Raw genomic sequence first — 24,308 nt, 5'->3', positions numbered from 1 at the left:
CGCGGACATCACCGAGGACGTGGTGGCGATGTTGGACCGCGATTCGGTTTACGTCACCTACGGCTGGGGTCCGGCGTGCAACGCCGGAACCAGGGTCGCGGAGTTGCGCGCGTTGGCCGGCCGGGCGGGCGCCGACCCCGAGGTGGACCGGTACCTCGGCAGCGCGGCGTTGCAGGTCGGCGCGTTCGACCTGGCGGCCCGGTTCTCGGCGGCCGCCGTGCCGGGACTGCGCGCCACCGGGCGGCTCGGGCTGCTGGCCCGGGCGCTGGCCGTGCAGGCGTGGAGCCGGGCCCGGCTGGGCGACCCGCTCGGCGCGTCACCGGTCGCGGCGGAGGCGGCCGCGTTCGCCCGGGAAACCCGGCAGCCCTTCATGTACGGGCTGGCGCGGGCGACGCAGGCGGAGATCGCGGCGCTGCGCGGTGACTTCAAGCAGGCGCGGACGGCGGCCGACGAGGCGGAGCGGGTCGGCCTGGCGGCGGGCGCGCGGCCGGTGCTGGCCACCGTCGCGCTGGCCCGCGGGCTCGTCGCGTCCGGCGAGGGCCGGTTCGAGGATGCCTACGACGACCTGAGCCGCCTGCTCGACCCCGCCGACCCGGCCTACCAGTTCGCCCTGCGCGCCCACTGCGTCGCCGAACTCGCGGACGCGGCCGTGCGCGCCGGGCGGACCGACGCGTTGCGCGCCGTGCTGACCGACCTCGCGCCGCCGGCCGACCGGACCCCGTCGCCCGCGCTGCACATCGGGTTGCGCTACGCGCGCGCCGTGCTGGCGCCCACCGACGAGGCCGAGGAGTTGTTCCGGGCCGCGCTGACCGCCGACCTGGCCGGGTGGCCCGCCGAACGCGCCCGCGCGCACCTGGCGTTCGGCGAGTGGTTGCGCCGGCAGCGCCGCGTGGTCGAGTCGCGGACCCACCTGCGCGCCGCGCGGGAGGCGTGCGACGCGCTCGGGCTGACCGCGTGGTCCGACCGGGCCCGGCGCGAGCTGCGCGGCGCGGGGGAGACCAGCCCGAACCGCGGCCCGGACGCCCGGGACCGCCTCACCCCGCACGAGCTGGGCATCGCGCAACTGGCCGCGGAGGGCTTGACGAACCGGGAGATCGGCCTGCGGCTGTTCCTGTCGCACCGGACCGTCGGCACGCACCTGCACCGGATCTTCCCGAAGCTGGGCGTCACCTCGCGTGCCGACCTCGCGAAGGCGCTCGCGGCGGTGGACGACTCCGACCGCTGACTTACCCGGCCCACGTCGCCCGACGCTCGCGAGTGGTCGTCGGGTGCCCGTACCGTCGCTCTCCGTGACGAATCGGAGGGTCGACATGATCACCAGGCGACGTTTCACCGGGGTGCTGGCGGCGGGTGTGGCGACGGCCGGGTGGGCGTCGAGCGCGCCACCCGCCGGTGCCGCGCCGCTCGGCGCCACCTCGCTCGGCGTGATCAAGCACGTCCGGGCCGGTGAGCTGGACATGGCCTACGCCGAGTTCGGCCCGGCGGACGGGCCACCGGTCGTGCTGCTGCACGGCTGGCCCTACGACGCCGGCAGCTTCGTGGACGTCGGACCGCTGCTCGCCGAGGCCGGCCACCGGGTGGTCGTGCCGTTCCTGCGCGGCTACGGGCCGACCCGGTTCCGGTCGGCGGACACCAAGCGCAACGGCCAGCAGTCGGCGGTGGCGCTCGACGTGCTGGCCCTGATGGACGCGCTGGGCATCGACCGGGCGGTGCTCGCCGGGTTCGACTGGGGCGCGCGGACCGTCGGCGTGCTCGCCGCGCTCTGGCCGCGGCGGTGCCGGGCCGTGGTGCCGGTGAGCGGGTACCTGATCACCGACGTGGAGGCGAACCGGGAGCCGCTCGCGCCCGCCGCCGAGCTGGGCTGGTGGTACCAGTACTACTTCGCGACCGAGCGGGGTGTGCTCGGCTATCGGCGCGACGTGCGCGAGTTCAACCGGTTGATCTGGCGCACCGCGTCACCCTCGTGGGACTTCGACGCCGCCACCTACGACCGGACCGCGGCGTCGTTCGACAATCCCGACCACGTCGACGTGGTGATCCACAACTACCGCTGGCGGCTCGGTCTCGCGCCCGGCGAGCCCCGTTACGACCGGTACGAGCGGCGGCTCGCGACCCGGCCGGTGATCACCGTGCCCGCGATCACCGTCGGCAGCGACTTCGACGGCGCGGCGGCGGACGGCGCCGGGTACCGGGACAGGTTCACCGGCCCCTACGAGCACCGGGTGTTCGCGGGCGTCGGGCACAACGTGCCGCAGGAGGCGCCGGAGCTGTTCGCCCGGGCGGTGCTCGACGCGGGCAGGCTCTGACACCGGGGTGAGGACGGGCGCCTCTGGGGAAGGCGCCCGTCCCCGGGTCAGGCCACCGTGGCGTCGAGGGTGACCTCGACGTTGCCGCGGGTGGCCTTCGAGTACGGGCACACCTGGTGCGCGCCCGCCACCAACTCGTCGGCGGTGGCCTGGTCGATGCCGGACGCCTCCAGGTGCAGCGCGGCGCTGAGCGTGAACTCGCCCGCCTCGGTGTCGTGGTGCAGCGTGACCTCGGCGACCACCGCGAGGTCGGTCGGCCGCACCTTCTTCTCGCCCGCCACCCGGCGCACCGCGCCGATGAAGCAGGACGCCCAGCCGGCCGCGAACAGCTGCTCGGGGTTGGTCCCGCCGCCCGCGCCGCCGAGCGCCGCGGGCACGGCCAGGGTCAGGTCGAGCACCCCGTCGTCGGAGGTCGCGCGACCCCCGTTGCGGCCCTCCGCCGTGGAGGTCGCCACCGCGGTGTAGGTGATCTCAGCCATGCGCTTTCCTTTGCGTTCCGGGACTTGTCGCCCGAGTGGCGACCGGTCACGGGGACCAACGTAGGCAGCGCGGACACCCCGTGGCGCCCGTCGCGCGACGTCATGCGTGTACGTCGTCGACGCACCGCCCGTCCTCGACCCGGATCTCACCGCCCTGCCACCGGGACCGCAGCCGGCGGTCGTGGCTCGCGAGCACGATCGCGCCGGGACCCGAGGCCAGCGCGTCCTCCAACTCGTCGCACAGCCGGGGCGAGAGGTGGTTGGTGGGCTCGTCCAGCAGCAGCAGGTGCGGCGGGTTCGCCACCAGCAGGGCCAGCGCGAGCCTGCGCCGCTGGCCGACCGACAGCTGCCCGACGGGCTTGGCCAGGTCCGGCGACCGCAGCAACCCCAACGAGTTCAGCGGCACGGCGCCCGCCCGCGCCTCGCCCAGCGCCGCGTCGTAGGTCTCCCGCGCGGTGCGGTCGGGCCGGTCGAACTCGGTGTCCTGGCTCAACAACCCGACCCGCAGCCGCGGCCGCCGGCGCACCCCCTCGACCTCGAGACCACCCGCCAGCACGTGCAGCAGCGTCGACTTGCCCGCGCCGTTCGGGCCGGTCACCAGCAGCCGGGTGGACGCCGGCACGTCCAGCCGGTCGACCACGAGCCGACCCGGCACGCGCACGTCGCGCAGCGCCACCAGCACCTCGTCGGGCGCCTGGTCGACCAGCGCGCCCGGCCGGAACCGCAGCGGGCGCGGCGGCGGCGGGACCTGGCGGCGGGTCAGCTCCTCCAGCCGGCGGGCGGTGTTGCGGGCCCGCCGGGCGATCTGGCTCTGCACCCGACCAGCCCGGTGCCCGTACCCCATCTTCTCGTTGTCCCGCTTGGCCCGGTTCGGCGCGACGCTGTGCGTGATCGTTCCGAGCGCCTCGCGCAGCGCCGCGATCTCGTCCTGCTCCTCGGCGTGGCGCTGCTCCCACCGCTGCCGCTCGGCGCGTTGCCTGGCCACGTAGTCGCTGTAGTTGCCGCCGTGGCGCACCGGACCGTCCACGGCCGGGTCGAGGTCGACCACGTCGGTGCACACGGCGTCGAGGAACGCCCGGTCGTGACTGGCCACGACGACGGTGCCGGTCATCCCGCGCAGCTGCTCCTCCAGGAACCCGGCCGCGTCGTCGTCCAGGTGGTTGGTCGGCTCGTCCAGCACCAGCGCGGACGGTCGGCGCACCAGCAGCGCGGTGAGCGCCAGCCGGGCGCGCTGACCACCGGAGAGCGCCGCGAGAGGTCGGTCCGGCGCGACCGCGGCCAGGCCGAGACCGGCGAGCACCACCTCGGCGCGCCGGTCGGCGTCCCACGCGTCCTGGCGCTGGGCGTCGTCCAGGCGGTCGGCGTACTCGGCGAGCACGCCCTCGTCCTCGGGCGACTCGGCGAGCAGCCCGGCGAGCCGGTCCAGTTCGGCGAGGGTGCGGCGGGCGTCGGCGAGCGCGTCGGCCAGCACGTCGCCGACGGTCGCGCCCGGGTCGAACGGCATCTCCTGGTACAGGAAGCCGAGGTCGGCCGGGCGGACGACGCTGCCGGAGTCGGGCCGGTCGACGCCCGCGAGCAGGCGCAGCAACGTGCTCTTGCCGACGCCGTTCTCGCCGATCAGGCCGATGCGGTGGCCGGGGGCCGCGGTGAGCGACACGCCGTCGAGCACGCGGCGGTCACCGAGGACGCGCACCACCTCGTGGGCGATGAGGGCAGCGGGCAGGGTGGATCGAGACATGCGGGGAACCTCGGACGTGGTGAGGACACGGCGGTGCCGTGTGGAGGAAACGGGGGAGCACGACATGGCCACGTCGGCGGCGCGCTCGCGCGCTCGGCCGGTGGCCTGCGACCCCGGGCTCACCCGGAGATGTCGTCTTCACCCACCACTTGGAGGTTCCTCCCGGAACTCGATTCGTCCGCCGTGGACGATAGCAGGGCCACCGCGCCCCTCCACCGGGGTTTCCGCGCCGGCCACTTCTGCCGGTCCTCCTGCGTTGACCGACCACGCTCCGACGCGGTGTGCTTGGCGCCATGGAGCAGACTGGAGAGCGCCCGTTCACGCTGGCGCGGGTGTTCGACGTGGTGGACCCCGCGACCGGCCCGGGTTTCGCCGCCGACCACCCGAGGGTGCCGGACGAGGCCGAGCGCCGGAACCTGGTGGCCTACCTGGAGAGCGGCGCCCGCGTCCTCGTCACGCCGACCCTGCTGACCGACGTGGTGGAGCCCGCCCGCGGCGCGGTGGTGCCGACGAACTTCCTCACCGACGGCACCTGGGTGTGGACCGACACGGTGACCTACTACCTGGAACACCACTCCCTGGCACCGGAACCGGACCTCCTGGCCCACGTCAACGCCCACCTCCCCACGGCCGCACCGGTCGACGCGGCCACCGCCCAACGCGCCGTAGCGTTCGTGCTGAGCCCTTCCGACGACGCCGCCCCGGTGTGGCGAGCCCGCTGACACTCCACAACGCCCTCGTTCCGCCGCGGCTCGGGTAGCGCTTTCGTTGCCCACCAAGGCTTTCCTGGGCTAGTGGCGACACCGTGCGATCCGAACGCCGTGCCCGCCGACGGGTGGCGGGCACGGTCCTTTGTGGACGTTCTGGACGGTGTCCGCTACCGGCCGTAGAAGAGCGCGCCGAACGCCGGCGCGAGCGCGCGGACCGCGCGGTGGTCGCGGTTGCGGCGCAGGACCGCGGCCAACCGGCGCAGGTCGGTCACCACGGTGGCCGAGCCGATGGTCGCGGCCTGCGGGACCATCAGCGACGCCAGGTCGCAGGACCGCTCCAGGTTCCCGGCCGCGGCGTGCGCCAACGCCTGTCGCGCGCCGAAGCGGAGTCGGGCGCGGACCGCGGTGATCGGGATGCGGTCGATCTCCCGGTCCAGCACCTCCGCGGCCTCGCGCGGCCGGCCCAGGTCGTACAGGCACCACCCGGTGGTCACCGCCACCGGGTCCGGCACGTGCGTCGTGCCGACGGTGGGTCCGTCGTCCCGTTGCGCGGCCGCCGTCCGCAGGTGCTCGGCCGCCTGCTCCAGCGCCCGCATGGCCGACCTGTGGTCGGCCGCGAGGGCGTGCCCCTGCGCTTCGCGCTGCGCGGCCAGCCCGAGGATCCGGGCCGGGGTGCCGGGCACCTTCCCGGCCTGGGCGGCGTAGGCGATGGTCGCGTCGGCGTCGCCGTCGTACATCGTCACGAGCGCCCGGCGGACCAGCGCGTACCCGGCGGTGTGCGGATCGCCCGCCTCCTCCGCGGTGCGCACCGCCTCGCCGGTCCACCACGCGGCGGCGCCGGTGTCACCCGCCTCCTGCGCCATCCAGCCGGCGAACTCGGTCATCCGGGCCAGCAGCAGACCCAGTGCGACCCGGGTCGCGGGATCGCGGGTGTCCGTCGCGGCCGACCGCACCTCCCTCACCTGGTCGACCACCGCGGGCAGGACGACCTCCGGCGGGCACACCTGCCCGAGCCCCCGCAGCGAGTCGAACCTGCTCCGGTGGTGGGCGAGGTTCTCCTCGGCGCGCCGGGGATCCGGGACGGGCACGCCCCGCGTCAGCGCCCCGATCAGGGCGGCGCCGCCCAGCAGCACGTTGCGCCGGCCGAGGCCGGTGCGGCCCTCGTCGTCCCGGGGCTCGGAGGCCCTCGCCTCCTCCGCGCCGCGGGCGAGTGCGAACAGCCGACCGCCGGCCTCGAGCGCGGCGTCGCACTGCCGCGCGAAGTCCGCCGACGGCTTCTGCTTGCCGGTCTCCACCCGGCTCACGTAGCCCTTGCTGTAGTGGATCTCCTCCGCGAAGGCGCTCAGCGACCTGCCCTGCGCCTCGCGCAACGCGCGCATCCGCAGACCGAAAGCGTCGAAAGTGGACCGCAACACAGGGCTCCAATCCGGATGACCGATCGAACTCGACAGCACTGATTCTGCCGATCACGGCGGTGGTCGCACAGGTGTTTACCGATGCCGGTCGGCACCGGAAACGGTAAACGCGCGCCGGTGGTGATCGAGGCTAATCCACCCCGTCGGGCCACGTCCAACCGGCCTGGACACGTCCAGTGGGCAGATAAAGGACACCGCGCAGGACGCGGAAATAGGAAACAGGAAACACCTCCGTACCGGCCGGTAGGAGTTGGCACGACGCGTATCTCTCCGATAAGAATTCGCAGCATCACCACGCCGCTAGCCCATCCGGGAACAACGCGGCCTCGATCAGTGCAATTAACCCCGAGAGGTGAACCCTCAGTGACGACGACTGTGTTCCTCAACTACCGGGCGGCCGACGAGCCGTTCGGCACGGCCCTGGTCGACCGGGAACTCTCCAGGCGTTTCGGTTCCGACGCGGTGTTCCGCGCCGCGAAGTCGATCCCGCTCGGAGCGGACTGGGAGCGGCGCATGTTCGAGGCGGTGGCCGAGTCCACGGCGCTCCTGGTCGTGATGGGTCGCACCTGGCCCGGCGTCGACCTCGACGGCCGGTCGCTGCTCGAGGACCCGGCCGACTTCGTCCGCCGGGAGATCCTGCTGGCCTTCGACCTGGGCAAGATCGTCGTACCGGTCCGCCTAGGCCGGTCGAGGCCGCTTCGGGAGGAGTTGCCCGACGTCTTGGCGGCCCTGGTCGAGTGCCAGGACGTGGAGGTGCGCTTCCGCAACGCCGAGGCCGACCTCGACAACCTCGCGGAGCGGCTGGCCGAGGTCGTCCCCGCGCTGCCCGAGCCCGTGCCGCAGGTGGCTCCCCGCACCACGATCACCATCTCGGACGTCTCGGGGAGCAACGTGCAGGCCCAGGAGACCTTCACCAACACCGGCACCTTCACGATGGGCGCCATCCGGAACGACTGGCGCGGTGCCCGGTGACCGAGGAGGCACCGGCCGACCTGATCGACCCGGCGCCGGACGAAGAACCGGCGTCCACCCTGGTCGACGACGCGCCGGAGTCCCGGGACGAGATGCTCGCGCTCATCGGCAGCGACCGCCACGGCCGGGCCTACGACCAGGCGATGCAAGCCTCGGTCGTCGTGCGGAAGGTCCTGGGCTCCCACGTCTTCGCCGCCCACAACGTCGCCATCTACGGCGACTTCGTCAACGGACAGGGCTCGGCCCGAACGGCGCGCAAGCGGCAGGCACGCGCGCGGCCGATCGAGCAGGCGGAGATCGACGCGGTCGCCCTCTACGTGCGTCCGGAGGACTTCGACAACGGAGTGATGATGCTCCGGGACGTGAACGTGGTGGTCGTGGCGGATCCGGGGAAGACCGGGCGCCGGGCTCGGGCGGTCGCGATGCTCACCGAGGTTCTCGGCGAGGAGGCCCGGGCGGGTCTCGTGGAGCTCCCCACGAGTGCGCTCGGCACTCGGCCCTGGCAGCCGCCCGGCACCGCACGGGGATTGCTGGTGCACGACGAACCGTTCCAGGGCAAGTACGCCGCGCACCGGCTGGACGACGCGTGGCTCGCGCAGGCGTCGTACGCGCTGGGGGAACAGGAGAGGTTCCTCGTCGTGGTGACCGGCGTGCCGGAGGGCGTGCTGGCCGGGACGGCGGGCCGGCAGGCGCACGTGCTGGAGGGGCTGGCGCTGCCCGACCCCCTGGAGATCGTGCGCCGGGCGGTGCTCGCCGAGTACCCGGGGTTGACCGCGGAGCGGTACGAGGCGTTGATCACGCCCACCACGCTCCGCGACCTGGTGGCCGAGCGGAACGACCCGCTCTTCGCGAACCGCGCGGCGAGCGCCGTGATCGCCTCGCTCAAGGCGGGCTCCGACCTGCGGTCGGACCTGGCGCGGCTGCGCAACCCGCAGGAGCAGGCGCGGGAGTGGCTCGGCGCGGACCCCGAGTTGTCCGAGATCGCGCTGGTGGTCACCACCGCGGTGCTGGACGAGTCCACCTACCTGCGGATCTCCGAGGCCGCGTTGTCGCTGTCCAAGTCGCTCGGCGGCAGCTCACGTACGAACCTCCGCTTCTGGCGGATGCTCGAAGCGGAGCGCAAGTGGATCGAGCGCGACACCTCCGCCGACGGCCGGGGAACGCTGCGGTTCCGCCACGAAGACCTGCGGCAGGCCGTGCTCGTGCAGACCTGGCTCCGGCTCGACGGCGGGAGGTCTGCGGTCGTGCGGTGGTTGACCAGGTTGGCGAGCCACGCCGATGTGGATGTGCACGCCAAGGCGACGGACGCGGCGGCCCTGCTGACCGCCGTGGACTTCGACTTCGGTGTGCATCACATCCTGGTGCCCTGGGCGGGGAGCAGTTCCCTGACGTTGCGCCAGAACGCCGCCCTCGCCGCCAACGCCGCCGGAGTGCTGAGCGGTCGCACGGACGCCTTCTGGGACCGGTTGGTGCGGTGGGCCGACGAACCCGACTCGACCGCCCGATCCCGGCACCTCGCCGAGACGGCGGCGTTGGCGGCGGGCGGTTCCCTCGGCGCCGCCGAGCCGGGCAGAGCGCTCGCGATTCTGCGCACCGTCGTGCGCGGTCCGCAGTGGGCAACGCTCAGCGCGGTGTCGATCGGCGCGCGGACGCTGCTGGACGCCGGTGTCACGGCGCCGCTGCTGCGCGCCCTCGCGGAGTGGAGCGAGGGTTCCTCGGAGGAGCCCTCGGTGGCGAAGGCGCTGACCGTGTTCACCTACGTGGTGCGGCGCGTCGTCGGGCCGGGTTCGCTCCCGGTGCTGCTGCGGGAGTACGAGCGGCACGACGACCTGCTGATCGAACTGTGGGGGCGGGCACTGGCCTGCGCGCCCGCCCGGGAACTGGCCGAGGGCGCGTTGCGCGGGTGGGTCGACGCCACGGTGCGGGAGCCCGACGCGCAGGACGCGGTGCTCGACCTGGTCGCGGGCGTCTCGGACCGCGGTCCGGACGACCACCTCGCGATCGACGCCCTGCTGGAGTGCTGGGCGCTCGACCCCGACGCCACGGCGGCGGCGGAACTCCTGTACCGACTGCGCTACTTGGAGGAGATGGGCGCGTGACCAACGAGACGTACGACCCGCTGGTGAGGCAGTGGAGGGGCATCGGGCTGAGGTTCGGCTCCGCGCGGGGCGCGGCGCCGGGCACGGCGCTGGTGCTGGAGCACCCCGGAGGTCGGCTCGACGTCGTGCCGCCGGGTCGACAGGTGCCCCGGCGCTGGTGGGGTGGGCACCGCGCGGCCTACCTGGTCGACACGACCCGGCACCGGCTCTCGGTGTCGTTCGAGACGCCGAGCGCCGACGGGTGGGAGTTCGTCGTCACCGTGCGGTTCAGCTGCCAGGTCGTGGACCCGGTCGTGGTGCCGCACCTCCCGTACCGGGACGTGGCGGGCTCCCTCCAGGGTGCGATCACCGACCGGGTCCGACCGGTCCTGCGCCGGATGGACGCCCTGGCGACCGCCGAGGCCGAAGCCGAGGTGACCCGGCTGGTGCAGCACGGCCAGTCGCCTCCCGGCTTCGCGCTGTCGGCGTTCGCCGCCGAGGTCGACCACCCGCGGGGAGACCTGGCCGAGGCCCGGCGCCAATCGGTGGTCGACAGGTTCAAGCGCACGGAGGCGCGCTCGGTCGTGACCGGCGACCGCGCCGACCTGGCCGCGCACCTCCTCACCAGACCCGACGCCGACCCCGTCGCCGTCCTGAAGGCGGTGAACGAGGCGCTGGGGCAGGACTTCAAGAACGAGCTGGAGTACATCGAGATGGCGAAGGGGACCCTGAGTCAGGCGGTCCTGGCGCAACTCCTGGCGCAAAGGATGAACCTGGGCACGCAGGCTTCGCCGCGGACCCCGATCAGGCCGGTACTCCGCCGCCGGTCCAAGGAGAAGAAGACCGATCCGCCCGCCCTCGAGGCCGGGGACCGGAACCGGGACGAGAACCCTTGACCACCGAGGACTTCCGCACCGGTCGCGGCACCGGTGGGACGAAGGAGGAGTGGTGAGCGAGCCACAGTCGTGGCAGGTCGAAATGAGCAAACCTCCACCGGCCGGTCGGTCGAGCACCCGGCTCGAAGACCGGCCGGCACCGGAGGTCGAGGAAGAAACCGTTGTCCCCCAAGAGGATCGGCGGACGGTCGGCACCGTTTGGTCGGTCGTGGCACGGGTGGTCGGCGGGTGCGTCCGCGCCGGGTGGCGCAACCGCGACGTCGTGCTGAAGCGGAAGAAGCCCCTCGGGATCGCCGCGGCCGGGGTGCTGCTGTTGTTGACCGGTCGCACGCTGGTCGGCACCCCGGTGGACACGGCGGGTGCCACGGTTCGGTGCCCGAGTGAGGTCGGCCGGTACTTCGCCTCGCCGGGTGGTGAGGCGACGTTGGTCAAGGCGTACCGGACCCGGTCGTTCGTCGTGGTGGTGTGCCAGGACTCCGCCGGGGGGCTGCACTACGACGGCCGCAAACGGGACGCGCCGCCGGGGTCCGACACGCACATCGCGTTGCCGGCCGAGGCCGCCCCGCCCGGGCACGTGGCGCGGAACGGGTCCGTCGAGTACCGGATCTCCGACGGCGGCCTGGTGGTGCGCAGTTCGGGGGCGGTCGTCGTGGACGAGGTGGCGACGCCGTTCTCACCGTGACGCGCCTCCCCAGCGCACACCCGAGGCGAAACCCGGCGTCGGGTGGTCGAACCCGACGCGGAGGTCGCCGACGGAGTCCACGTCGGCACCCGGTCCCACCACGAGCGGGTCCTCGACCTCGTGGTGCAGGACGTCGGCGAGCACGGTCACCCCACCGGGCGCCGCGCCCGGTGGGAACCGCACCCGGAGGTCCAGCGCGGCGCACGGGTGGCGCGGCACGTGCACGAAGTACGACGCCGGCACGTGGTGCGCGGGCAGTCGGACGAGCAGCGCGTACTCGTGGAACTCGCCGGCGCGCAGGGTCCGGGGCAGCGTGAGCACCAGCCCGAGTCGCGTGGACGACTCGGGCGCGCCGATCCGCAGCGCGCCGCCGTGGAAGACCTGGAACGCGGCGCGCTCGGCGAGGTCCGCCGCCGAACAGCCCGGCACCGCCAGGGAGAGCCGCAGTTCGGACACCTCCGCCACGGCCACGATCCGGCGCGCCTCCAGCAGTTGTGCGCGCGGCCGGTCCAGCACCAGCGTCCGGGACAGGTGGTCGGTCCACCAGGCGGCGCGCGGCCGCGGCGCGGTCGGGTCGTGCAGCGCGCCCGCCAGTGCCGCGACGCCGCGGTCGGCCCACCGGCGCGCGGTCCGCTCGACCACCCCGCGCACGGCGGCGAACTCCTCCATCCGACGTCGGTAGGTCGCGTCGACCGCGCCGAGGTTGAAGGCCGCGCCGAGCACCGCCCGCTGGTAGGAGGGGAACCGGACCATGGCCCGGTCCAGCGCGTCGATCACCTTGGCCCGCACGGTCGTGACCACGTCGGAGGGCGCGACCTCGAACACCCGCCTCGCCAGGCCGCCCACCCGCTGCGGCAACCGCGCGTCGTACAGGCCGAGGCCCCGCCGCAACGCCCGCAACTCGACGTCCAGGTGACCGGCGGGGTGGTCGGCCGGCACCGGGTGGGTCACGCCGAGCGGCCGCATGCGCCCCAGTCTCACCGGCCGCTCGACACCGTGTCGAGCGGCCGAATCGGTGTCAGCCGGCGCAGTCCGGGGTTTGGTCGACGGTCAGGGGTGGGCTGTAGTCGTCGGTTCCGTCGTAGCCGTTGAACACGACCACCTGGCGGGTGGCGGTGGTGGACAGGGTCGGGGTGGGGAAGTGCCAGGTGACGGTGTCCTCCGTGGTGGTCTCCTCCACCTCCTCCACCCTCGTCCAGTTCCAGCCCGGGCCCGTGTAGCGGTACAGGGTTCCGTCTTCGACCATGTGGTCCATGCCCTGGGGGCGGCCGTCGGGGAGGGGGAAGCCGGTGGTGGCGTTGTCGTCGGAGTCGATGAAGACCCTTCGGTGGGTGAAGTCGCGGAGGAAGGTGGCCGTGTAGGTGGCCGTGGTCGGGGTCAGGCACGCCAACGGGGTGTGGATGGACTCGGTCGGGGTGGTCACCGTGGACGGGGCGCCGAGGGGTGAGACGTTGCCCGCGGCGTCCCTGGCGCGGACGGTGAAGGTGTAGGTGTGGCCGGGTTCCAGGTCGGTGGCCGTGTACGCGGTGTCGTAGGTGGTGCCGATCGGGGCCCCGTCGCGCAGGACCTCGTAGCCGACGACGGCGACGTTGTCGCGGGAGCGGTTCCAGCGGACCACGGCTTGGTTCGGGCCGGCGGAGGTGCGGGTGTAGCGCGGCGCGGTGGGCGCGGTGTGGTCGGCCACGCCCGCCACCTGGCCGATCTCGCCGTCCCAGTAGGACGCCAGGGTGTTCCACGGGAACGGGTCGTGTGCGCGTTCGGTGACGTAGACGTAGCCCGCGCCGTGGGTTTTGCTGCGGGCCACCGCGGTCGCCATGTCGGCCTCGGTCGGCACGTCGTAGACCAGGTGCCAGAACTTGCGGCGGTCGCGGGTCGCGCGTTCCCACGCGGGTGGCGAATAGGCCAGGTAGGACTGGAAGTCGCCCTCGAACGACAGGATCGTGTCGGCCACGTCGGCGTAGCAGCGGTCGACCGGGCGGCCCGGGTTGATCACCAGGTAGGCATCCGGGTGCTCCTCGCGGATCCGGTCGGCGATCTCGGCGTAGCGGTCGACGTGCTCGTCGTCCGGGCCGCACGTCGGCAGCGTCTGGTCGAGGAACACGCCGTCCACGCCGCGGTCGCCGTAGAGGTCGTACCACTCCTCGACGTCCTGCTCGACCTGGTCCTCCCACGCGTCGGCGGTGGTCAGGCCGGTCCGGGTGGGGTGCGCGCCCTGGCCGAGGTCCACGCCGAGGTAGCCCGTGTCGACGTACACCAGCGCCTTCGCGCCCGAGTCGTGCACGGTGCCGATCGCGTCCGCCCACGCCCGGTCGAACGGCGCCTCCGGTCTGCTCTCGCTGCCGTTCACCACGATGATCCCGGTCGTCGGCCGGTTCTGGGCGAGTCGGCGGAACAGGGTCCGGCCCTCGGCGGTCGCCGGGCTCCAGTACGCCGGCACCGCGGCGCGCTGCTCCGGTGCCGCGGTGCCCGCCGGCGCGGGCGCCAGCAGGGTCACCGCCATGAGGGCCACTCCCACCCGCGCCGAGACCGTCCTGAGGCGCGTCATGCAACCCAGTGTTCGGCAACCCGCCGTCGCCCACAATCCCGCGAACGCCCGGCCGGGTGTTAGGCCTATCAGTGGCCGCGTGCCGGTCGCACGGCGGTGTTCACCGGCCGAGGTCGCCGACCAGCGACTCCGGGCGGTCGCGCCGGACGTGCAGGTCCCAGTAGTGCTCGGCCACCGCCTCGGGGCCGATCACCTCGGGGGTGAAGTCGAGCCGGCCGGGCGCCGAGGTGAGCGCGACGTGCGGGACGCTGCCCTCGATCAGCGCGCCGATGTTCACCACGCCGACGTGCACGCCCTTCGCGGCGAGGGCGCTGTGGAGAGTGTGCGCGTAGTTGCGCAACGCGGCCTGCGCCATGCCCATGTTGCCCAGGTGGGGCGTCGGGTGGAGGCCGGACTGGCCGCCGGTGAACAGGATCGTGCCGTCGCCCCGGGCCGTCATGGCGGGCAGCACGGCGCGGACCAGCGCGACCGCGGTCAGCACGAAGCGGTCGAGCAGTGGGCGGAGGTTGTCCGGGGTGACGTCGAGGGCGGACGCGATGCCCACGTCCGCGGTGCCGCCGCCCGGGCTGAACGCGACGACGTCGATCCGGCCGAACCGCGCGGTGATCTCCTCGGTGACGGCGGCGATCCGGTCGCGGTCGTAGACGTCGGCGGTGAAGCCGACGGCCTCGACGCCGTCGGCGGCCAGTCGCGCGGTGAGGTCGTCCAGGGTGGCCCCGGTGCGGGCGACGAGCGCGACGCGGAAGCCTTCGCGGCCGAAGCGGCGGGCGAGCGCCAGGCCCAGCACGGGGCCGGCGCCGAGGAGGGCGAGGGTGGGTGCCACGGGTCGAGTCCTTCGCGGTCGACTGAAGTTGAGGTCATCCTCGACTACGACGCCTGAGCCTACGCACAACCTGAGGCGGTCCTCAAGTTTGTTAGGGTGCGGCCCATGACCACGCGAGCCAGACCGCTGCGCAAGGACGCCCGGCGCAACCGGGACCGGCTGGTCGAGTCCGCCCGCGCGCTGTTCGCGCGGCAGGGGCTCGACGTCGCGCTGGAGGAGATCGCCCGCGCCGCCGGGGTGAGCATCGGCACGCTCTACAACCACTTCCCGCGGCGCGCGGACCTCGTGGAGGAGGTGTTCGCGGACCGGGTGGACACCGTGGCGCGGATCGCCGAGCACGCGCTGACGCTCGAACCGTGGCCGGGCCTGGTGCACTTCCTGGAGCGGGTCTGCGAGTTGCAGGCGGCCGACCGGGGCTACAACGAGCTGGTGTCGCGACCCGCCGGGGCGCACCGGCACGGGTACGAGCTGATGTCGCGGATCCTCGCGCGGGCCAAGGAGGACGGCGCGCTGCGGGCCGACATCACGCTGGAGGACATGGCTTTCGTGACGTGGGGTACCTCGCGCACGGTCGAGGCGGTGGGCGCGGTGCGGCCGGAGCTGTGGCGGCGGCACCTGGCGATCCTGCTCGACGGCCTGCGCGCGGACGCCGCGCACCCGCTGCCCGAACCGCCGATGCGGCCCGAGGAACTGGCCCGGGTGCTGCGCGGCGACTGCTGAACGCGCGAACGGGGCGGTCGCGCCAAGACGACCGCCCCGCTCCTCACGGGTGGATCAGCAGGCGCCCTGGTCCTGCCAGACCGCCCAGGAGCCCGGCGCGCCGGGCTCCGCGCCCGACGAGTACCAGGTGGACTTCCACTTGTGACCGTTGTACGACACCACGTCGTCCGGCACGTAGGACGCGGAGGAGCTCCACGCCTGGACGCCGCCGCAGCCCGGCTCGCCGCCGCCGGTGACGGTCAGCGTGTAGGTGGCCGAGTGCGAGGTGGAGCCCGCGCCGTTGACCGTGATCGAGTACGTGCCCGCGGTCACCGTCGAGCCGACCGAGACCGTCGCCGTGGACGACGAGCCGGACTGGACGGAGGACGGGCTGAACGAGACCGTCACGCCGCTCGGCTGACCCGACGCCGACAGGGCCACGCTCTGCGCCTGACCCGAGACGGTCGCGGTGTTCACGGTGAACGAGCCGGACGCGCCCGTGCCGACCGAACCCGAGGACGGGCTCAGCGACACCGAGAAGTCGTTCGACGTGTCACCGGGGACGGTCAGCGAGTACGTCGCCGTCTTGGTCGCGGTGCCCGCGCCCCGGACGGTGATGGTGTACGAGCCCGCCGACACCGACGAGCCGACCGAGACCGTCGCCGTGGACGACGAGCCGGACTGGACGGTCGCCGGGCTGAACGACACGGTGACGCCGTTCGGCTGGCCGGTCGCGGTCAGCGCCACGCTCTGGGCCGAACCGGACGTCGTGGTGGTGTTCACCGCGAACGTGCCGGACGAGCCGGGCGTGACCGTGCCCGAGGACGGGCTGACCGACAGCGAGAAGTCGCTCGCCGGCGTGTCGCTCACGGCCTGCTTCCAGATCGTGTACGCGACGCCGTCCGCGCTGCGGTCCAACGCGGTGGCGTTGATGTTCGACGTCGTGTCGCACGAGCTGTGGTAGCACGAGTCGTACGCCGCGTTGGCCGTGCCGCCCCACTTCTGGGCCTCGGCGCTGCTCTTGCGCGCCGACGCGCCGGTGGCGTACCCCGAGGACGGGATGCCGGCGTTCTGGAAGGAGTAGTCGTCGGAGCGGCCCGCGCCCTCGACGTTCTCCTGCGGCGCCAGGTTCAGCGACGTCCAGTACTCCTTGAGCGGCGCCGCGACGGCGGTGCTGATGTTGTTGATGAAGTAGCCGCCGTTGCGCGAGGCCACCATGTCGAAGTTGTAGTACGCCTTGATGGCGCTCCGCTGCGCGGAGGTCAACCGGCCGACGTAGAACTTGGAGCCGTTGAGGCCCTGTTCCTCGTCGGTCCACCAGGCGAACCGGACGTGCTTGGTCATGGTGGGGTTCTTGGCGGCCAGCTGGAGGGCGTTCTCCAGCAGGGTGGCCGAGCCGGACCCGTTGTCGTTGATGCCGGGTCCCGCCGAGACGCTGTCCAGGTGCGAGCCGAACATGATCGTCTGGTTGGCGTCGCCGCCGGGCCAGTCCGCGATCAGGTTGTTCGACACGTAGGTGCATCCGGTGCAGCTCTGCTCGGTGACCTGGTAACCGGCCGCCGTGAGCTTGCCCTTGATGTAGGCCACCGACTGGGTGTACCCGCTGCTCCCGGCGCGCCGGTTGCCACCGCTGCTGTTCGCGATCTGGTTCAGCTGCGTCAGGTGCGCCTGAACCGCGGCCACGTCGATGTTGGGCGCCGCCAACGCCGCGGCGCCCGTCGTTCCGGCGGGCCGCTCCGCTCCGGTCGCCAGCGCGGGTCCCGCCGACGTGGTGACCCAGGCGAGGGCCGCCAGGGCGACCGCCGCACCCAGGATTCTGTGCTTCATCCGATGCTCCTTGTGAGGCAGGGAAAAGCCGACCGCACCCGCCCTCGCAGGAATTGGCGGCCTGGTTGGGATGCGGTCGAACCAGCGAAGCGTCGCACCCGCACGGCGTACCGAGGTAGGGCTTCCGGTAGGTACCGGCCGGCCCGATCTCCGGTCACACTCTGGGGTTGCCTTCCGCGCCGGTCAGCGCACGACGACCGTGTGGTCGCGGCGCGGCACCAGTTCGCCGACCACCGGCGCGCCCGGCACCTCGCCCGCCACCAGCAGCCCGCCGGAGGTCTGCGCGTCGGCCAGCAGCAGGGCGTCGGCGTCCGCGACGAAGTCCACGTGCGGCGCCACCCAGTCCAGGTTGCGCCGCGTGCCGCCGCTGACGTAGCCGGCCGCCGCCGACTCCCGCGCGCCGTCCAGGTAGGGCACGGCGGAGGAGTCGAGCACCGCGGTCACCCCGCTGGCCCGCGCGAGCTTGTGCAGGTGCCCCAGCAGTCCGAAGCCGGTGACGTCGGTCGCGCACACCGCGCCCGCGTCCACGGCGGCCCGCGCGGCGTCGCGGTTGAGCGTCGTCATCACCGCGATCGCCTCGGGGAAGGTGTCGCCGGTCGCCTTGTGCCGGTTGTTCAGCACGCCGAGGCCGAGCGGTTTGGTCAGCGACAGCGGCACGCCCGCGACGCCCGTCGAGTTGCGCAGGAGCTTCGCCGGGTCGACCACGCCGGTGACCGCGAGGCCGTACTTCGGCTCCGGGTCGTCCACGCTGTGCCCGCCCGCGAGGTGGCACCCGGCCTCGGTCGCGATGTCCAGACCACCGCGCAGCACCTCGGACACCAGCTCGAGTGGCAGCCGGTCGCGCGGCCAGCCCAGCAGGTTCAGCGCGACGACCGGGGTGCCGCCCATGGCGTAGACGTCGGACAGCGCGTTCGCCGCCGCGATCCGGCCCCAGTCGTAGGCGTCGTCCACCACGGGCGGGAAGAAGTCGGTGGTGGCGACCAGGGCCAGGCCCTCGCGCAGCCGCACCACGGCCGCGTCGTCACCGGTCTCGAGGCCGACGAGCAGTGCGCCGTGCGGGTCGCGCGGGGTGCGGGCGAGACCCGCCACGACCTGCTCCAGCTCGCCGGGAGGGATCTTGCAGGCACAGCCGCCGCCGTGCGCGAATTGGGTTAATCGAAGGGCCACAAGGCAGTGTGGCATGATCGACCGATGCCGCGAGGAGGCGTACCCGGCCTGGTGGCCGGCTCGGTCTTCAACACCGTTGAGCGTCAGGTCCAGCCGCTGGCGGGTTCGATTCCCGTCCGCCTCCGCCACCGCGTCCGATGACCGACCCGCGTCGACTCGTGCCCCGCACGGACGCCGTGCTCGCCTCGCCCCGGTTGGCCGACGCGCTCCGGGCGCACGGCCGTGCCGCGGTCAAGGCGGCGATCGTGGCCGCGCAGCACCGGATCCGGGCCGGGGAGGTGCCGCCGGACCGGGTGGTGGACGAGGCGCTCGCCGGGTTGCGGACGGGACCGACGCCGGTGCTCAACGCGACCGGCGTGCTGGTGCACACCAACCTCGGCCGCGCGCCGCTCTCCGCCGCCGCCCGGGACGCCGTGGTGGCCGCGTCCGGCGCCACGGACGTGGAGTTCGACCTGCGCACGGGCGTGCGCCGGCGGCGCGGGGAGAGCACGCTGGACGCGCTGCGGTCGGCCGTGCCGGACGCGGGCGACGTGCACGTGGTGAACAACAACGCGGCCGCGTTGTTGTTGTGCGCCTTGGTGTTGGCCGCCGGCCGGGAGATCGTGGTCAGCCGCGGCGAACTGGTCGAGATCGGCGACGGGTTCCGGATTCCGGACCTGCTGAGCTCGTCGGGCGCGCGGTTGCGCGAGGTCGGCACGACCAACCGGACCGCCGTGCGCGACTACGCGGACGCGGTGGGCCCGGACACCGGGTTCGTGCTGCGGGTGCACCCGTCGAACTACCGCGTCACCGGGTTCGCGGGCACCCCGGAGGTCGCCGAGCTGACCGGCCTCGGCGTGCCGCTGGTGGTGGACGTCGGCTCGGGACTGCTGCGCCCCCACCCGGCGCTGCCCGACGAGCCGGACGCGACCTCGGTGCTGCGGGCCGGCGCGACGCTGGTGACGGCGAGCGCCGACAAGCTGCTGGGCGGGCCGCAGGCGGGGTTGCTGCTGGGCGAGGCCGCCCTGGTCGAACGGCTGCGCCGGCACCCGGCGGCCCGCGCGCTGCGCGTGGACAAGCTGACCCTCGCGGCGCTGGAGGCCACCGTGCGCGGGCCGCGCCCGCCGGTGGTCGAGGCGCTGGAGGCGGAGCCGGGCGTGCTGCGCGAGCGGGCCGTCCGCATGGCCGAAGTCCTTGCCGCGCAAGGGGTCGACGTCGAGGTCGTGCCGTCGGTGGCGGTGGTCGGCGGCGGTGGCGCGCCCGGCGTGGAGCTGCCGAGCACGGCGGTGGGGCTGCCCGAGCGGTACGCGGCGGCGCTGCGGCTCGGCGCGCCGCCGGTGGTGGGTCGGGTCGAGCGCGGCCGGTGCCTGCTGGACCTGCGCACGCTGGCGGCGGCCGACGACGACCGGGTGGTCGAGGCGGTGCTGGCGTGCCGGTGATCGGTCTGGGCGCGCGTGGTCGGGTGGTGGCGCGGTGCACGTGATCGCGACCGCCGGGCACGTCGACCACGGCAAGTCGACGCTGGTCCGGTCGCTGACCGGGATGGAGCCGGACCGGTGGGCGCAGGAGCGGCGGCGCGGGCTGACCATCGACCTCGGGTTCGCCTGGACGAGCCTGCCCGGTGGGGGAGAGGTGGCGTTCGTCGACGTGCCGGGGCACGAGCGGTTCGTGCCGAACATGCTGGCCGGGGTGGGTTCGGTGCCCGCGGTGCTGTTCGTGGTGGCGGCCGACGCGCCCTGGATGCCGCAGGCCGCCGAGCACCTGGCCGCCCTGGACGCGCTCGGCGTGCGACACGGGCTGCTCGTGGTGACCCGCGCCGACCTGGCCGACCCCGCGCCGATCCGGGCGGACGCGCTGGCCCGGATCGCCCGCACGACCCTGGGTCCGGTGCCCTCGGTGGTCTCGCCCGGAGGTGATCTGCGCGCCGCCGTCGAGGAGTTGGTCCGCGGCCTGCCGGCACCGGACGTGACGGCCGACGTGCGGCTGTGGGTGGACCGGTCCTTCACCGTCGCGGGCGCGGGGACCGTGGTCACCGGCACGCTCCAGGCGGGCACCCTGCGCGCCGGCGACGAGCTGGTGCTCAACGGTGGACGGGTCGCGGTGCGCGGGCTCCAGGCGTTGGGTCGCGCGCGTGACGAGGTGCCGGCGCTCGCCCGGGTCGCGGTGAACCTGCGCGGCGTCGCGCGGGACGCGGTGCGGCGCGGTGACGCGCTGCTGACCCCGGGCGCCTGGCGGTCGGCCGAGGTGGTGGACGTCGCGGTGCCGGACCTGCCGCGCCAGGTGGTGCTGCACGTCGGGTCGGCGGCGGTGCCCGTGCGGGTGCACCGGCGTGGCGCGGCCGGCGGACGGCTGGTGCTGGGCCGACCGCTGCCGCTGCGGGTGGGCGACCGGGTGCTGCTGCGCGACCCGGGTGGGCGGCGGGTCGTCGGCGCGGACGTGCTGGACGTGGACCGCTTGGGCCGTCGGGTGTTCCTGCGTGCCGACGAGTGGAAGGCGTTGGGGCGCACCGGGATCAACGTCGTCGGCGACTGGTACGCGGACGAGGCCGGGTGGCGGGCCGCGGTCGACCGGACGCGGGAGGTGCTGACCGGGTGGCGCGCGGCGAACCCGGTCGACGCCCCGCCGGCGGAAACCCTGCGGAGCGCGCTCCGGCTGCCCGACCCGGAGTTGGTCGCGCCGCTCGTGGCCGCCGCCGGACCGCCCGCGCGGCAATTGCCCGAATACCTGGAAAAGGCCCTGGAGGCGTTGGCTTCGGATTTCCGAACGACGCCGTTCCGGGCTCCCGACGCGGTCCGACTGGCCGAACTCGGATTGGGGTCGCGGGAAATAGCGGCGGCCGTTCGGGCGGGTCGACTGGTGAAGGTGGCCGAACGGGTGGTGCTGGCCCCGGACGCGGTCGAGCGCGCCGCGCGGGCGCTGTCCGGAATACCGCAGCCGTTCACCACGAGCCGGGCGAGGCAGGAGTGGGACACCTCGCGGCGGGTCGCGCTCGCGCTACTGGACCTCCTCGACCGGCGCGGTGTGACGGAGCGGCTGCCGGACGACACGCGTCAGCTCCGGTAGCAGCCACCCGGCCATCGCCAGCACGAAACCGCCGGTCAGCGCGATGAGCCAAGGCGTGGCAGGCTCGAGCGCCGCGCCCACCGCGAAGAACAGCGCGCGCCCGACCAGCCACCGGGTGACCGGCCCCTCGCCCGCGAAGCACCCGCACGGCGCGCCGGGCGAGCGTCGGCGCAGCACCACCAGATAACCCGCGAACCCCGCGTAGAGCACCGCAACCGGGTACGGCGTGACGAATACCGAAACGGCGACCACCAGTTCCAGAAACGCGAGCGCCCGTCTGTTCCGGCGGTGCCCGAATGCGGCCGACAAGAGCAACAGCGCACCACCCGCGGCGATCACACCGGAAACGTAGTGAGCCGGCGGGCGGTCGGGTAACCGGCATCCGGTGGAAAGGGGTGCGGACCCGGTTGATGGGAATCCCGGCGTGCTCTAGCGTCGGGCGACGTGACCACGGCACAGCGGCTGGACCTGGTGGCGCCGAGCGGTGACCGGGTCGCCATCGCGCTGCCCGGCGACCGACCCGTCTCCAGCGTGGCCGCCGCGGTGCGGTTCGCGGGCGGCTCGTACGGCACCGGCTTCCAGATCGGGCCGCGCGGCTACCACGACTTCGCGTGCGCGCACGTCGCGCCGGCCCGGACCACCGACCGGATCCTGGTGCACGGCAGGGAGGTCGTCGTCGCCGAGGCGCGCGACGGCGAGTCCTCGCTGGCCACCCTCGTCGGCGTGCACCACGAGTTGATGACCGTCTACGCGGGTCCCGCGCCGCGCCGCGACCGCGTCTTCGCGCTGTTCGACTCGCTGCGCGTGGAGGACCGGGTGGAGGGCATGGTCGTCCGGCCGCGCACGGCGACGTTGCTGGACACCATGAGCGAGAACGTCGTGGTGGTGGTGAAGGACTTCGGCTCGGTGTCGGTGCCCGGCCCGACGCAGGCGCGCCAACTCGTGCCGGCGCACGCGGGCGCGAAGACCCGGCACGGCGAGGTGTGGAAGACCCCGCTGCCCGGCGTGGCCGCGTCGACCAGGCTCGCCGACCACGTGTTCGTGGTGGGGTTCGCCCGGGGCGCGGCCGAGGTGCACTTCTCCGACTCGGCGGCGCGCACCGACCGCGAGCGGTTGGACTGGCTCGACGGCCTCGAGGTCGTCTGGAGCGCCGGGTGAGCGCGTCGACGGCGTTCGACGTGATCACGTGGGCCGCGATCCTGCTGCTGTTCCTGGGTTTGGCCGCGGTGCTGCGCGAGGTCCGGTTGCTGCGCGCGGTCGTGGCCCGCGACGCCGGCGGTTTCACCGCCGCGCCACCGGATCTGGTGCTGGGGCCGCGGTTCGCCGGCCGCGTCGTGCTGGCGGCGGACTCCGGGTGCCCGCTGTGCGTGGCGGTGTCCCGGCGGCTGCCCGGCGCGGTGCTGCTGACCCACGAGCCCGAGTCGGTGTGGACCACCCCGCTGGAGGTCGTGCGCGACCGCGAGGCGTGGCGGGTGGTCTCCCACCTCGCGCCGCCGGTGCTCATGCTGGTCGGCGCGGACGGTCGGGTGGCGCGCCTGGTGCTGCCGGTGCGCGAGGAGCAGGTGGACGAGGTGCTCGACGAGTGGGGGGTGCGCGATGTCGCTCGCGTTCGACCTGATTCCTGACCACGACGCGGGAAGCGGCCGCAGCGCGGCCCTGCGCGACTTCAAGCCCGTGGGGCGCAGGCGGACCGTGCTCAAGGCGGTTGCGCTCGGCGCGCTCACCATCGGGTCCTCGGTGCTGACCTGGCCGGGCCGGGCCCGCGCGGAGACCGGGCCGAACGCGTTGCAGGGCTGGGACCGCACGGACTGCCGCGACGCCTACCCCAACGGCTACGACCAGGATCCCGACACCAGCGGCCAGTACGTCGGCACGTACGCGGCCTGCTACGCGGGTTCGTGGCGCAGCAGTGACTTCTGCGTCGCGGGCTGGCACAAGTACGGCACCGTCAACGACGGCGACGTGCAGGTCGACCACACGCCGATCTCCACCGCGTGCGGCACCGTGACGACGAAGAACGCCTGGCGCTGGGCCACTCCCGACGGCAAGGTCTACCGCTGTTCCGACGGTTTCAGCACGTACTGGGTCGACGGCGCGGGCAACACCTACCTGACCATCTGCCGGGCCCAGGTCTGATGCGCTGGCACCCCCTGGTCGTCGCGGGCGCGCTCGTGGCGGCGTCGTTCGCGGGCGCGCTGGTCGTGCCCTGGCTGTTCCTCGGCGCGCTCGCCGGGTTGGCGACCTCCGGCTCCACTTGAAGCCGGAACTCGGCCTTCGTGCTGAGCTCGCCGGTCTGGCGAGGGACGACACCCGCGCTGGCGTTCCAGGCCGGCCTGCTCGTCGGAGGCGTGCTGAGCGCCACCGTCCTCGTGGTCGTGGGCTCGGTGCTGCGCGCGCCGCTGCCACCGGTCGCGCGCTGGTCGCTGGTCGCGGTCGCGCTGGTCGCCGTGCTGCTCAAGGAACTGCGCGTGCTGCGGTTCACGCTGCCGGAGAACCGCCGCCTGGTGCCGGAGAGCGTGTTCCGCCTGGGCCGCCTGCTGGGACCGCTCCAGTTCGGCGTCGAGATGGGCACCGGCGCGCGCACGTACCTGCCGAGCGGCCTGCCCTACCTGGCGGCGGCGGCCGTGCTGCTCACCGCGCCGCTGCCGGGCGCGCTGCTGGTGGGCGCGGGTTTCGGCCTCGGCCGGGCGCTGATGACCACGGCGAACCTGCGCTACCCCGGCAACTGGGACCTCCAGTGGGGCCGCTACTCGTCCCGGCTCGCGCTGCTGCTGGGCGTCGCGTTCGTGGTGGTGCTGTCGGGCGCGGCCTGGTCCACGACGGCCTGAGCCGAGGCCTGACGGCGCCGGCCCCGGGTCGAGCGGGCACCGGGGAGCGCGGTGGCCCGGGGTCGGCACCGGACGGGCCGGTGTGGTGCCGGGGGCCGCGC

At 73.9% G+C, this 24,308-nt stretch carries 24 protein-coding genes and 1 tRNA gene; 16 read left to right on the top strand and 9 right to left on the bottom strand.

What is annotated here, in order from left to right; translation table 11 throughout:
- Positions 1-1,225, top strand: a 1,225-nt coding sequence (locus tag AB0G50_RS30825; RefSeq protein ID WP_360115634.1) for a LuxR C-terminal-related transcriptional regulator, incomplete at its 5' end; no start/stop codon positions are given.
- Between the two features lie 85 nt (positions 1,226-1,310).
- On the top strand, positions 1,311-2,306 hold the full coding sequence (locus AB0G50_RS30820) for an alpha/beta hydrolase (RefSeq protein WP_360115637.1): 996 nt from the start codon (positions 1,311-1,313) through the stop codon (positions 2,304-2,306).
- A 47-nt stretch (positions 2,307-2,353) separates the two neighbouring features.
- Here AB0G50_RS30820 and AB0G50_RS30815 read toward each other — a convergent pair whose 3' ends face one another.
- Both AB0G50_RS30815 and AB0G50_RS30810 read right to left on the bottom strand, forming a co-directional pair.
- Positions 2,354-2,785, bottom strand: a complete 432-nt coding sequence (locus tag AB0G50_RS30815) for an Ohr family peroxiredoxin (RefSeq protein ID WP_360115631.1) — start codon at positions 2,783-2,785, stop codon at positions 2,354-2,356.
- 100 nt (positions 2,786-2,885) lie between these two features.
- Entirely contained in the window at positions 2,886-4,523 is a 1,638-nt protein-coding gene (locus AB0G50_RS30810) for an ABC-F family ATP-binding cassette domain-containing protein (protein WP_360115628.1), read from the bottom strand.
- A 293-nt stretch (positions 4,524-4,816) separates the two neighbouring features.
- On the opposite strand from AB0G50_RS30810, the gene AB0G50_RS30805 reads away from it, so the two are divergent.
- Positions 4,817-5,245: a hypothetical protein gene (locus AB0G50_RS30805; RefSeq protein ID WP_360115625.1), complete on the top strand. Its 429-nt coding sequence runs from the start codon at positions 4,817-4,819 to the stop codon at positions 5,243-5,245.
- Between the two features lie 155 nt (positions 5,246-5,400).
- Here the strand turns inward: AB0G50_RS30805 and AB0G50_RS30800 are convergent, their stop codons facing one another.
- Positions 5,401-6,648 carry a helix-turn-helix transcriptional regulator gene (locus AB0G50_RS30800; protein ID WP_360115622.1) on the bottom strand — a complete coding sequence of 416 codons (1,248 nt, stop codon included), beginning with the start codon at positions 6,646-6,648 and terminating at the stop codon, positions 5,401-5,403.
- A 363-nt stretch (positions 6,649-7,011) separates the two neighbouring features.
- Here AB0G50_RS30800 and AB0G50_RS30795 point away from each other — a divergent pair, with 363 nt between their 5' ends.
- The 4 genes from AB0G50_RS30795 to AB0G50_RS30780 all read left to right on the top strand — a co-directional run bounded on the left by AB0G50_RS30795 (position 7,012) and on the right by AB0G50_RS30780 (position 11,276).
- Entirely contained in the window at positions 7,012-7,620 is a 609-nt protein-coding gene (locus AB0G50_RS30795) for a toll/interleukin-1 receptor domain-containing protein (protein WP_360115619.1), read from the top strand.
- The gene (locus tag AB0G50_RS30790) at positions 7,617-9,719 is read left to right on the top strand and encodes a hypothetical protein (RefSeq protein WP_360115616.1); all 2,103 of its coding nucleotides are present in this window, start codon (positions 7,617-7,619) and stop codon (positions 9,717-9,719) included. The genes AB0G50_RS30795 and AB0G50_RS30790 overlap by 4 nt, the downstream gene beginning before the upstream one ends.
- A complete protein-coding gene (locus AB0G50_RS30785; protein ID WP_360115613.1) occupies positions 9,716-10,594 on the top strand; it encodes a hypothetical protein in 879 nt (292 codons plus the stop codon). Before AB0G50_RS30790 ends, AB0G50_RS30785 begins: the two co-directional genes overlap by 4 nt.
- A gap of 208 nt (positions 10,595-10,802) precedes the next feature.
- Positions 10,803-11,276, top strand: coding sequence for a hypothetical protein (locus AB0G50_RS30780; RefSeq protein ID WP_360115610.1), 474 nt, complete (start codon positions 10,803-10,805; stop codon positions 11,274-11,276).
- Here the strand turns inward: AB0G50_RS30780 and AB0G50_RS30775 are convergent.
- From AB0G50_RS30775 to AB0G50_RS30765, 3 genes are all read right to left on the bottom strand, one after another.
- The gene (locus AB0G50_RS30775; RefSeq protein WP_360115607.1) at positions 11,268-12,242 is read right to left on the bottom strand and encodes a hypothetical protein; all 975 of its coding nucleotides are present in this window, start codon (positions 12,240-12,242) and stop codon (positions 11,268-11,270) included. The genes AB0G50_RS30780 and AB0G50_RS30775 overlap by 9 nt on opposite strands.
- A 52-nt stretch (positions 12,243-12,294) precedes the next feature.
- Positions 12,295-13,821, bottom strand: a complete 1,527-nt coding sequence (locus tag AB0G50_RS30770; protein WP_360115604.1) for a spherulation-specific family 4 protein — start codon at positions 13,819-13,821, stop codon at positions 12,295-12,297.
- Positions 13,822-13,921: 100 nt separating this feature from the next.
- Positions 13,922-14,644 carry an SDR family NAD(P)-dependent oxidoreductase gene (locus tag AB0G50_RS30765; RefSeq protein WP_360115601.1) on the bottom strand — a complete coding sequence of 241 codons (723 nt, stop codon included), beginning with the start codon at positions 14,642-14,644 and terminating at the stop codon, positions 13,922-13,924.
- Positions 14,645-14,749: 105 nt separating this feature from the next.
- Here AB0G50_RS30765 and AB0G50_RS30760 point away from each other — a divergent pair, with 105 nt between their 5' ends.
- Positions 14,750-15,364, top strand: coding sequence for a helix-turn-helix domain-containing protein (locus tag AB0G50_RS30760; RefSeq protein ID WP_360115598.1), 615 nt, complete (start codon positions 14,750-14,752; stop codon positions 15,362-15,364).
- A 54-nt stretch (positions 15,365-15,418) separates the two neighbouring features.
- On the opposite strand, the gene AB0G50_RS30755 is transcribed toward AB0G50_RS30760, so the two are convergent.
- Both AB0G50_RS30755 and selD read right to left on the bottom strand, forming a co-directional pair.
- Positions 15,419-17,170, bottom strand: a complete 1,752-nt coding sequence (locus tag AB0G50_RS30755) for a M28 family peptidase (protein ID WP_360115595.1) — start codon at positions 17,168-17,170, stop codon at positions 15,419-15,421.
- Between the two features lie 183 nt (positions 17,171-17,353).
- On the bottom strand, positions 17,354-18,337 hold the full coding sequence (gene selD, locus AB0G50_RS30750; protein ID WP_360115592.1) for a selenide, water dikinase SelD: 984 nt from the start codon (positions 18,335-18,337) through the stop codon (positions 17,354-17,356).
- 33 nt (positions 18,338-18,370) lie between these two features.
- Between selD and AB0G50_RS30745 the strand changes: the two genes are divergently transcribed.
- The 3 genes from AB0G50_RS30745 (at position 18,371) to AB0G50_RS30735 (ending at position 21,379) form a co-directional block, all read left to right on the top strand.
- Positions 18,371-18,465 (top strand) — tRNA-Sec (locus AB0G50_RS30745).
- A gap of 9 nt (positions 18,466-18,474) precedes the next feature.
- Complete coding sequence (gene selA, locus AB0G50_RS30740) at positions 18,475-19,755, top strand: L-seryl-tRNA(Sec) selenium transferase (protein WP_360115589.1); 1,281 nt, start codon at positions 18,475-18,477, stop codon at positions 19,753-19,755.
- Positions 19,756-19,789: 34 nt separating this feature from the next.
- On the top strand, positions 19,790-21,379 hold the full coding sequence (locus AB0G50_RS30735; RefSeq protein ID WP_360115586.1) for a SelB C-terminal domain-containing protein: 1,590 nt from the start codon (positions 19,790-19,792) through the stop codon (positions 21,377-21,379).
- On the opposite strand, the gene AB0G50_RS30730 is transcribed toward AB0G50_RS30735, so the two are convergent.
- A complete protein-coding gene (locus AB0G50_RS30730; protein ID WP_360115583.1) occupies positions 21,311-21,718 on the bottom strand; it encodes a MauE/DoxX family redox-associated membrane protein in 408 nt (135 codons plus the stop codon). The two genes, AB0G50_RS30735 and AB0G50_RS30730, sit on opposite strands and share 69 nt — an antisense overlap.
- Before the next feature lie 105 nt (positions 21,719-21,823).
- Between AB0G50_RS30730 and AB0G50_RS30725 the strand changes: the two genes are divergently transcribed.
- From AB0G50_RS30725 to AB0G50_RS30705, 5 genes are read left to right on the top strand one after another with little or no spacing between them, the layout of a single operon-like run.
- The gene (locus tag AB0G50_RS30725; protein ID WP_360115580.1) at positions 21,824-22,537 is read left to right on the top strand and encodes a hypothetical protein; all 714 of its coding nucleotides are present in this window, start codon (positions 21,824-21,826) and stop codon (positions 22,535-22,537) included.
- Positions 22,534-23,004: a hypothetical protein gene (locus tag AB0G50_RS30720; protein ID WP_360115577.1), complete on the top strand. Its 471-nt coding sequence runs from the start codon at positions 22,534-22,536 to the stop codon at positions 23,002-23,004. The genes AB0G50_RS30725 and AB0G50_RS30720 overlap by 4 nt, the downstream gene beginning before the upstream one ends.
- A complete protein-coding gene (locus tag AB0G50_RS30715) occupies positions 22,976-23,515 on the top strand; it encodes a hypothetical protein (RefSeq protein WP_360115574.1) in 540 nt (179 codons plus the stop codon). Before AB0G50_RS30720 ends, AB0G50_RS30715 begins: the two co-directional genes overlap by 29 nt.
- Positions 23,515-23,637, top strand: a complete 123-nt coding sequence (locus AB0G50_RS30710; protein WP_360115571.1) for a hypothetical protein — start codon at positions 23,515-23,517, stop codon at positions 23,635-23,637. Before AB0G50_RS30715 ends, AB0G50_RS30710 begins: the two co-directional genes overlap by 1 nt.
- A gap of 18 nt (positions 23,638-23,655) precedes the next feature.
- Positions 23,656-24,207 carry a hypothetical protein gene (locus AB0G50_RS30705; protein WP_360115569.1) on the top strand — a complete coding sequence of 184 codons (552 nt, stop codon included), beginning with the start codon at positions 23,656-23,658 and terminating at the stop codon, positions 24,205-24,207.
- The last annotated feature ends 101 nt before the right edge of the window (positions 24,208-24,308 follow it).

It is taken from the genome of Actinosynnema sp. NPDC020468, assembly GCF_040642015.1.
Classification (GTDB): Bacteria; Actinomycetota; Actinomycetes; order Mycobacteriales; family Pseudonocardiaceae; genus Actinosynnema.
The sequence above is the reverse complement of the archived record's forward strand: the minus strand, read 5'-3'. Positions and strand labels throughout refer to the sequence as shown.

Coding starts and splice junctions, on each gene's coding strand:
- AB0G50_RS30805 (WP_360115625.1), top strand. CDS start 4,817: ATGGAGCAGACTGGAGAGCGCCCGTTCACGCTGGCGCGGGTGTTCGAC.
- AB0G50_RS30710 (WP_360115571.1), top strand. CDS start 23,515: ATGCGCTGGCACCCCCTGGTCGTCGCGGGCGCGCTCGTGGCGGCGTCG.
- AB0G50_RS30810 (WP_360115628.1), bottom strand. CDS start 4,523: ATGTCTCGATCCACCCTGCCCGCTGCCCTCATCGCCCACGAGGTGGTG.
- AB0G50_RS30755 (WP_360115595.1), bottom strand. CDS start 17,170: ATGAAGCACAGAATCCTGGGTGCGGCGGTCGCCCTGGCGGCCCTCGCC.
- AB0G50_RS30775 (WP_360115607.1), bottom strand. CDS start 12,242: ATGCGGCCGCTCGGCGTGACCCACCCGGTGCCGGCCGACCACCCCGCC.
- AB0G50_RS30715 (WP_360115574.1), top strand. CDS start 22,976: ATGTCGCTCGCGTTCGACCTGATTCCTGACCACGACGCGGGAAGCGGC.
- selA (WP_360115589.1), top strand. CDS start 18,475: ATGACCGACCCGCGTCGACTCGTGCCCCGCACGGACGCCGTGCTCGCC.
- AB0G50_RS30820 (WP_360115637.1), top strand. CDS start 1,311: ATGATCACCAGGCGACGTTTCACCGGGGTGCTGGCGGCGGGTGTGGCG.
- AB0G50_RS30815 (WP_360115631.1), bottom strand. CDS start 2,785: ATGGCTGAGATCACCTACACCGCGGTGGCGACCTCCACGGCGGAGGGC.
- AB0G50_RS30760 (WP_360115598.1), top strand. CDS start 14,750: ATGACCACGCGAGCCAGACCGCTGCGCAAGGACGCCCGGCGCAACCGG.
- AB0G50_RS30770 (WP_360115604.1), bottom strand. CDS start 13,821: ATGACGCGCCTCAGGACGGTCTCGGCGCGGGTGGGAGTGGCCCTCATG.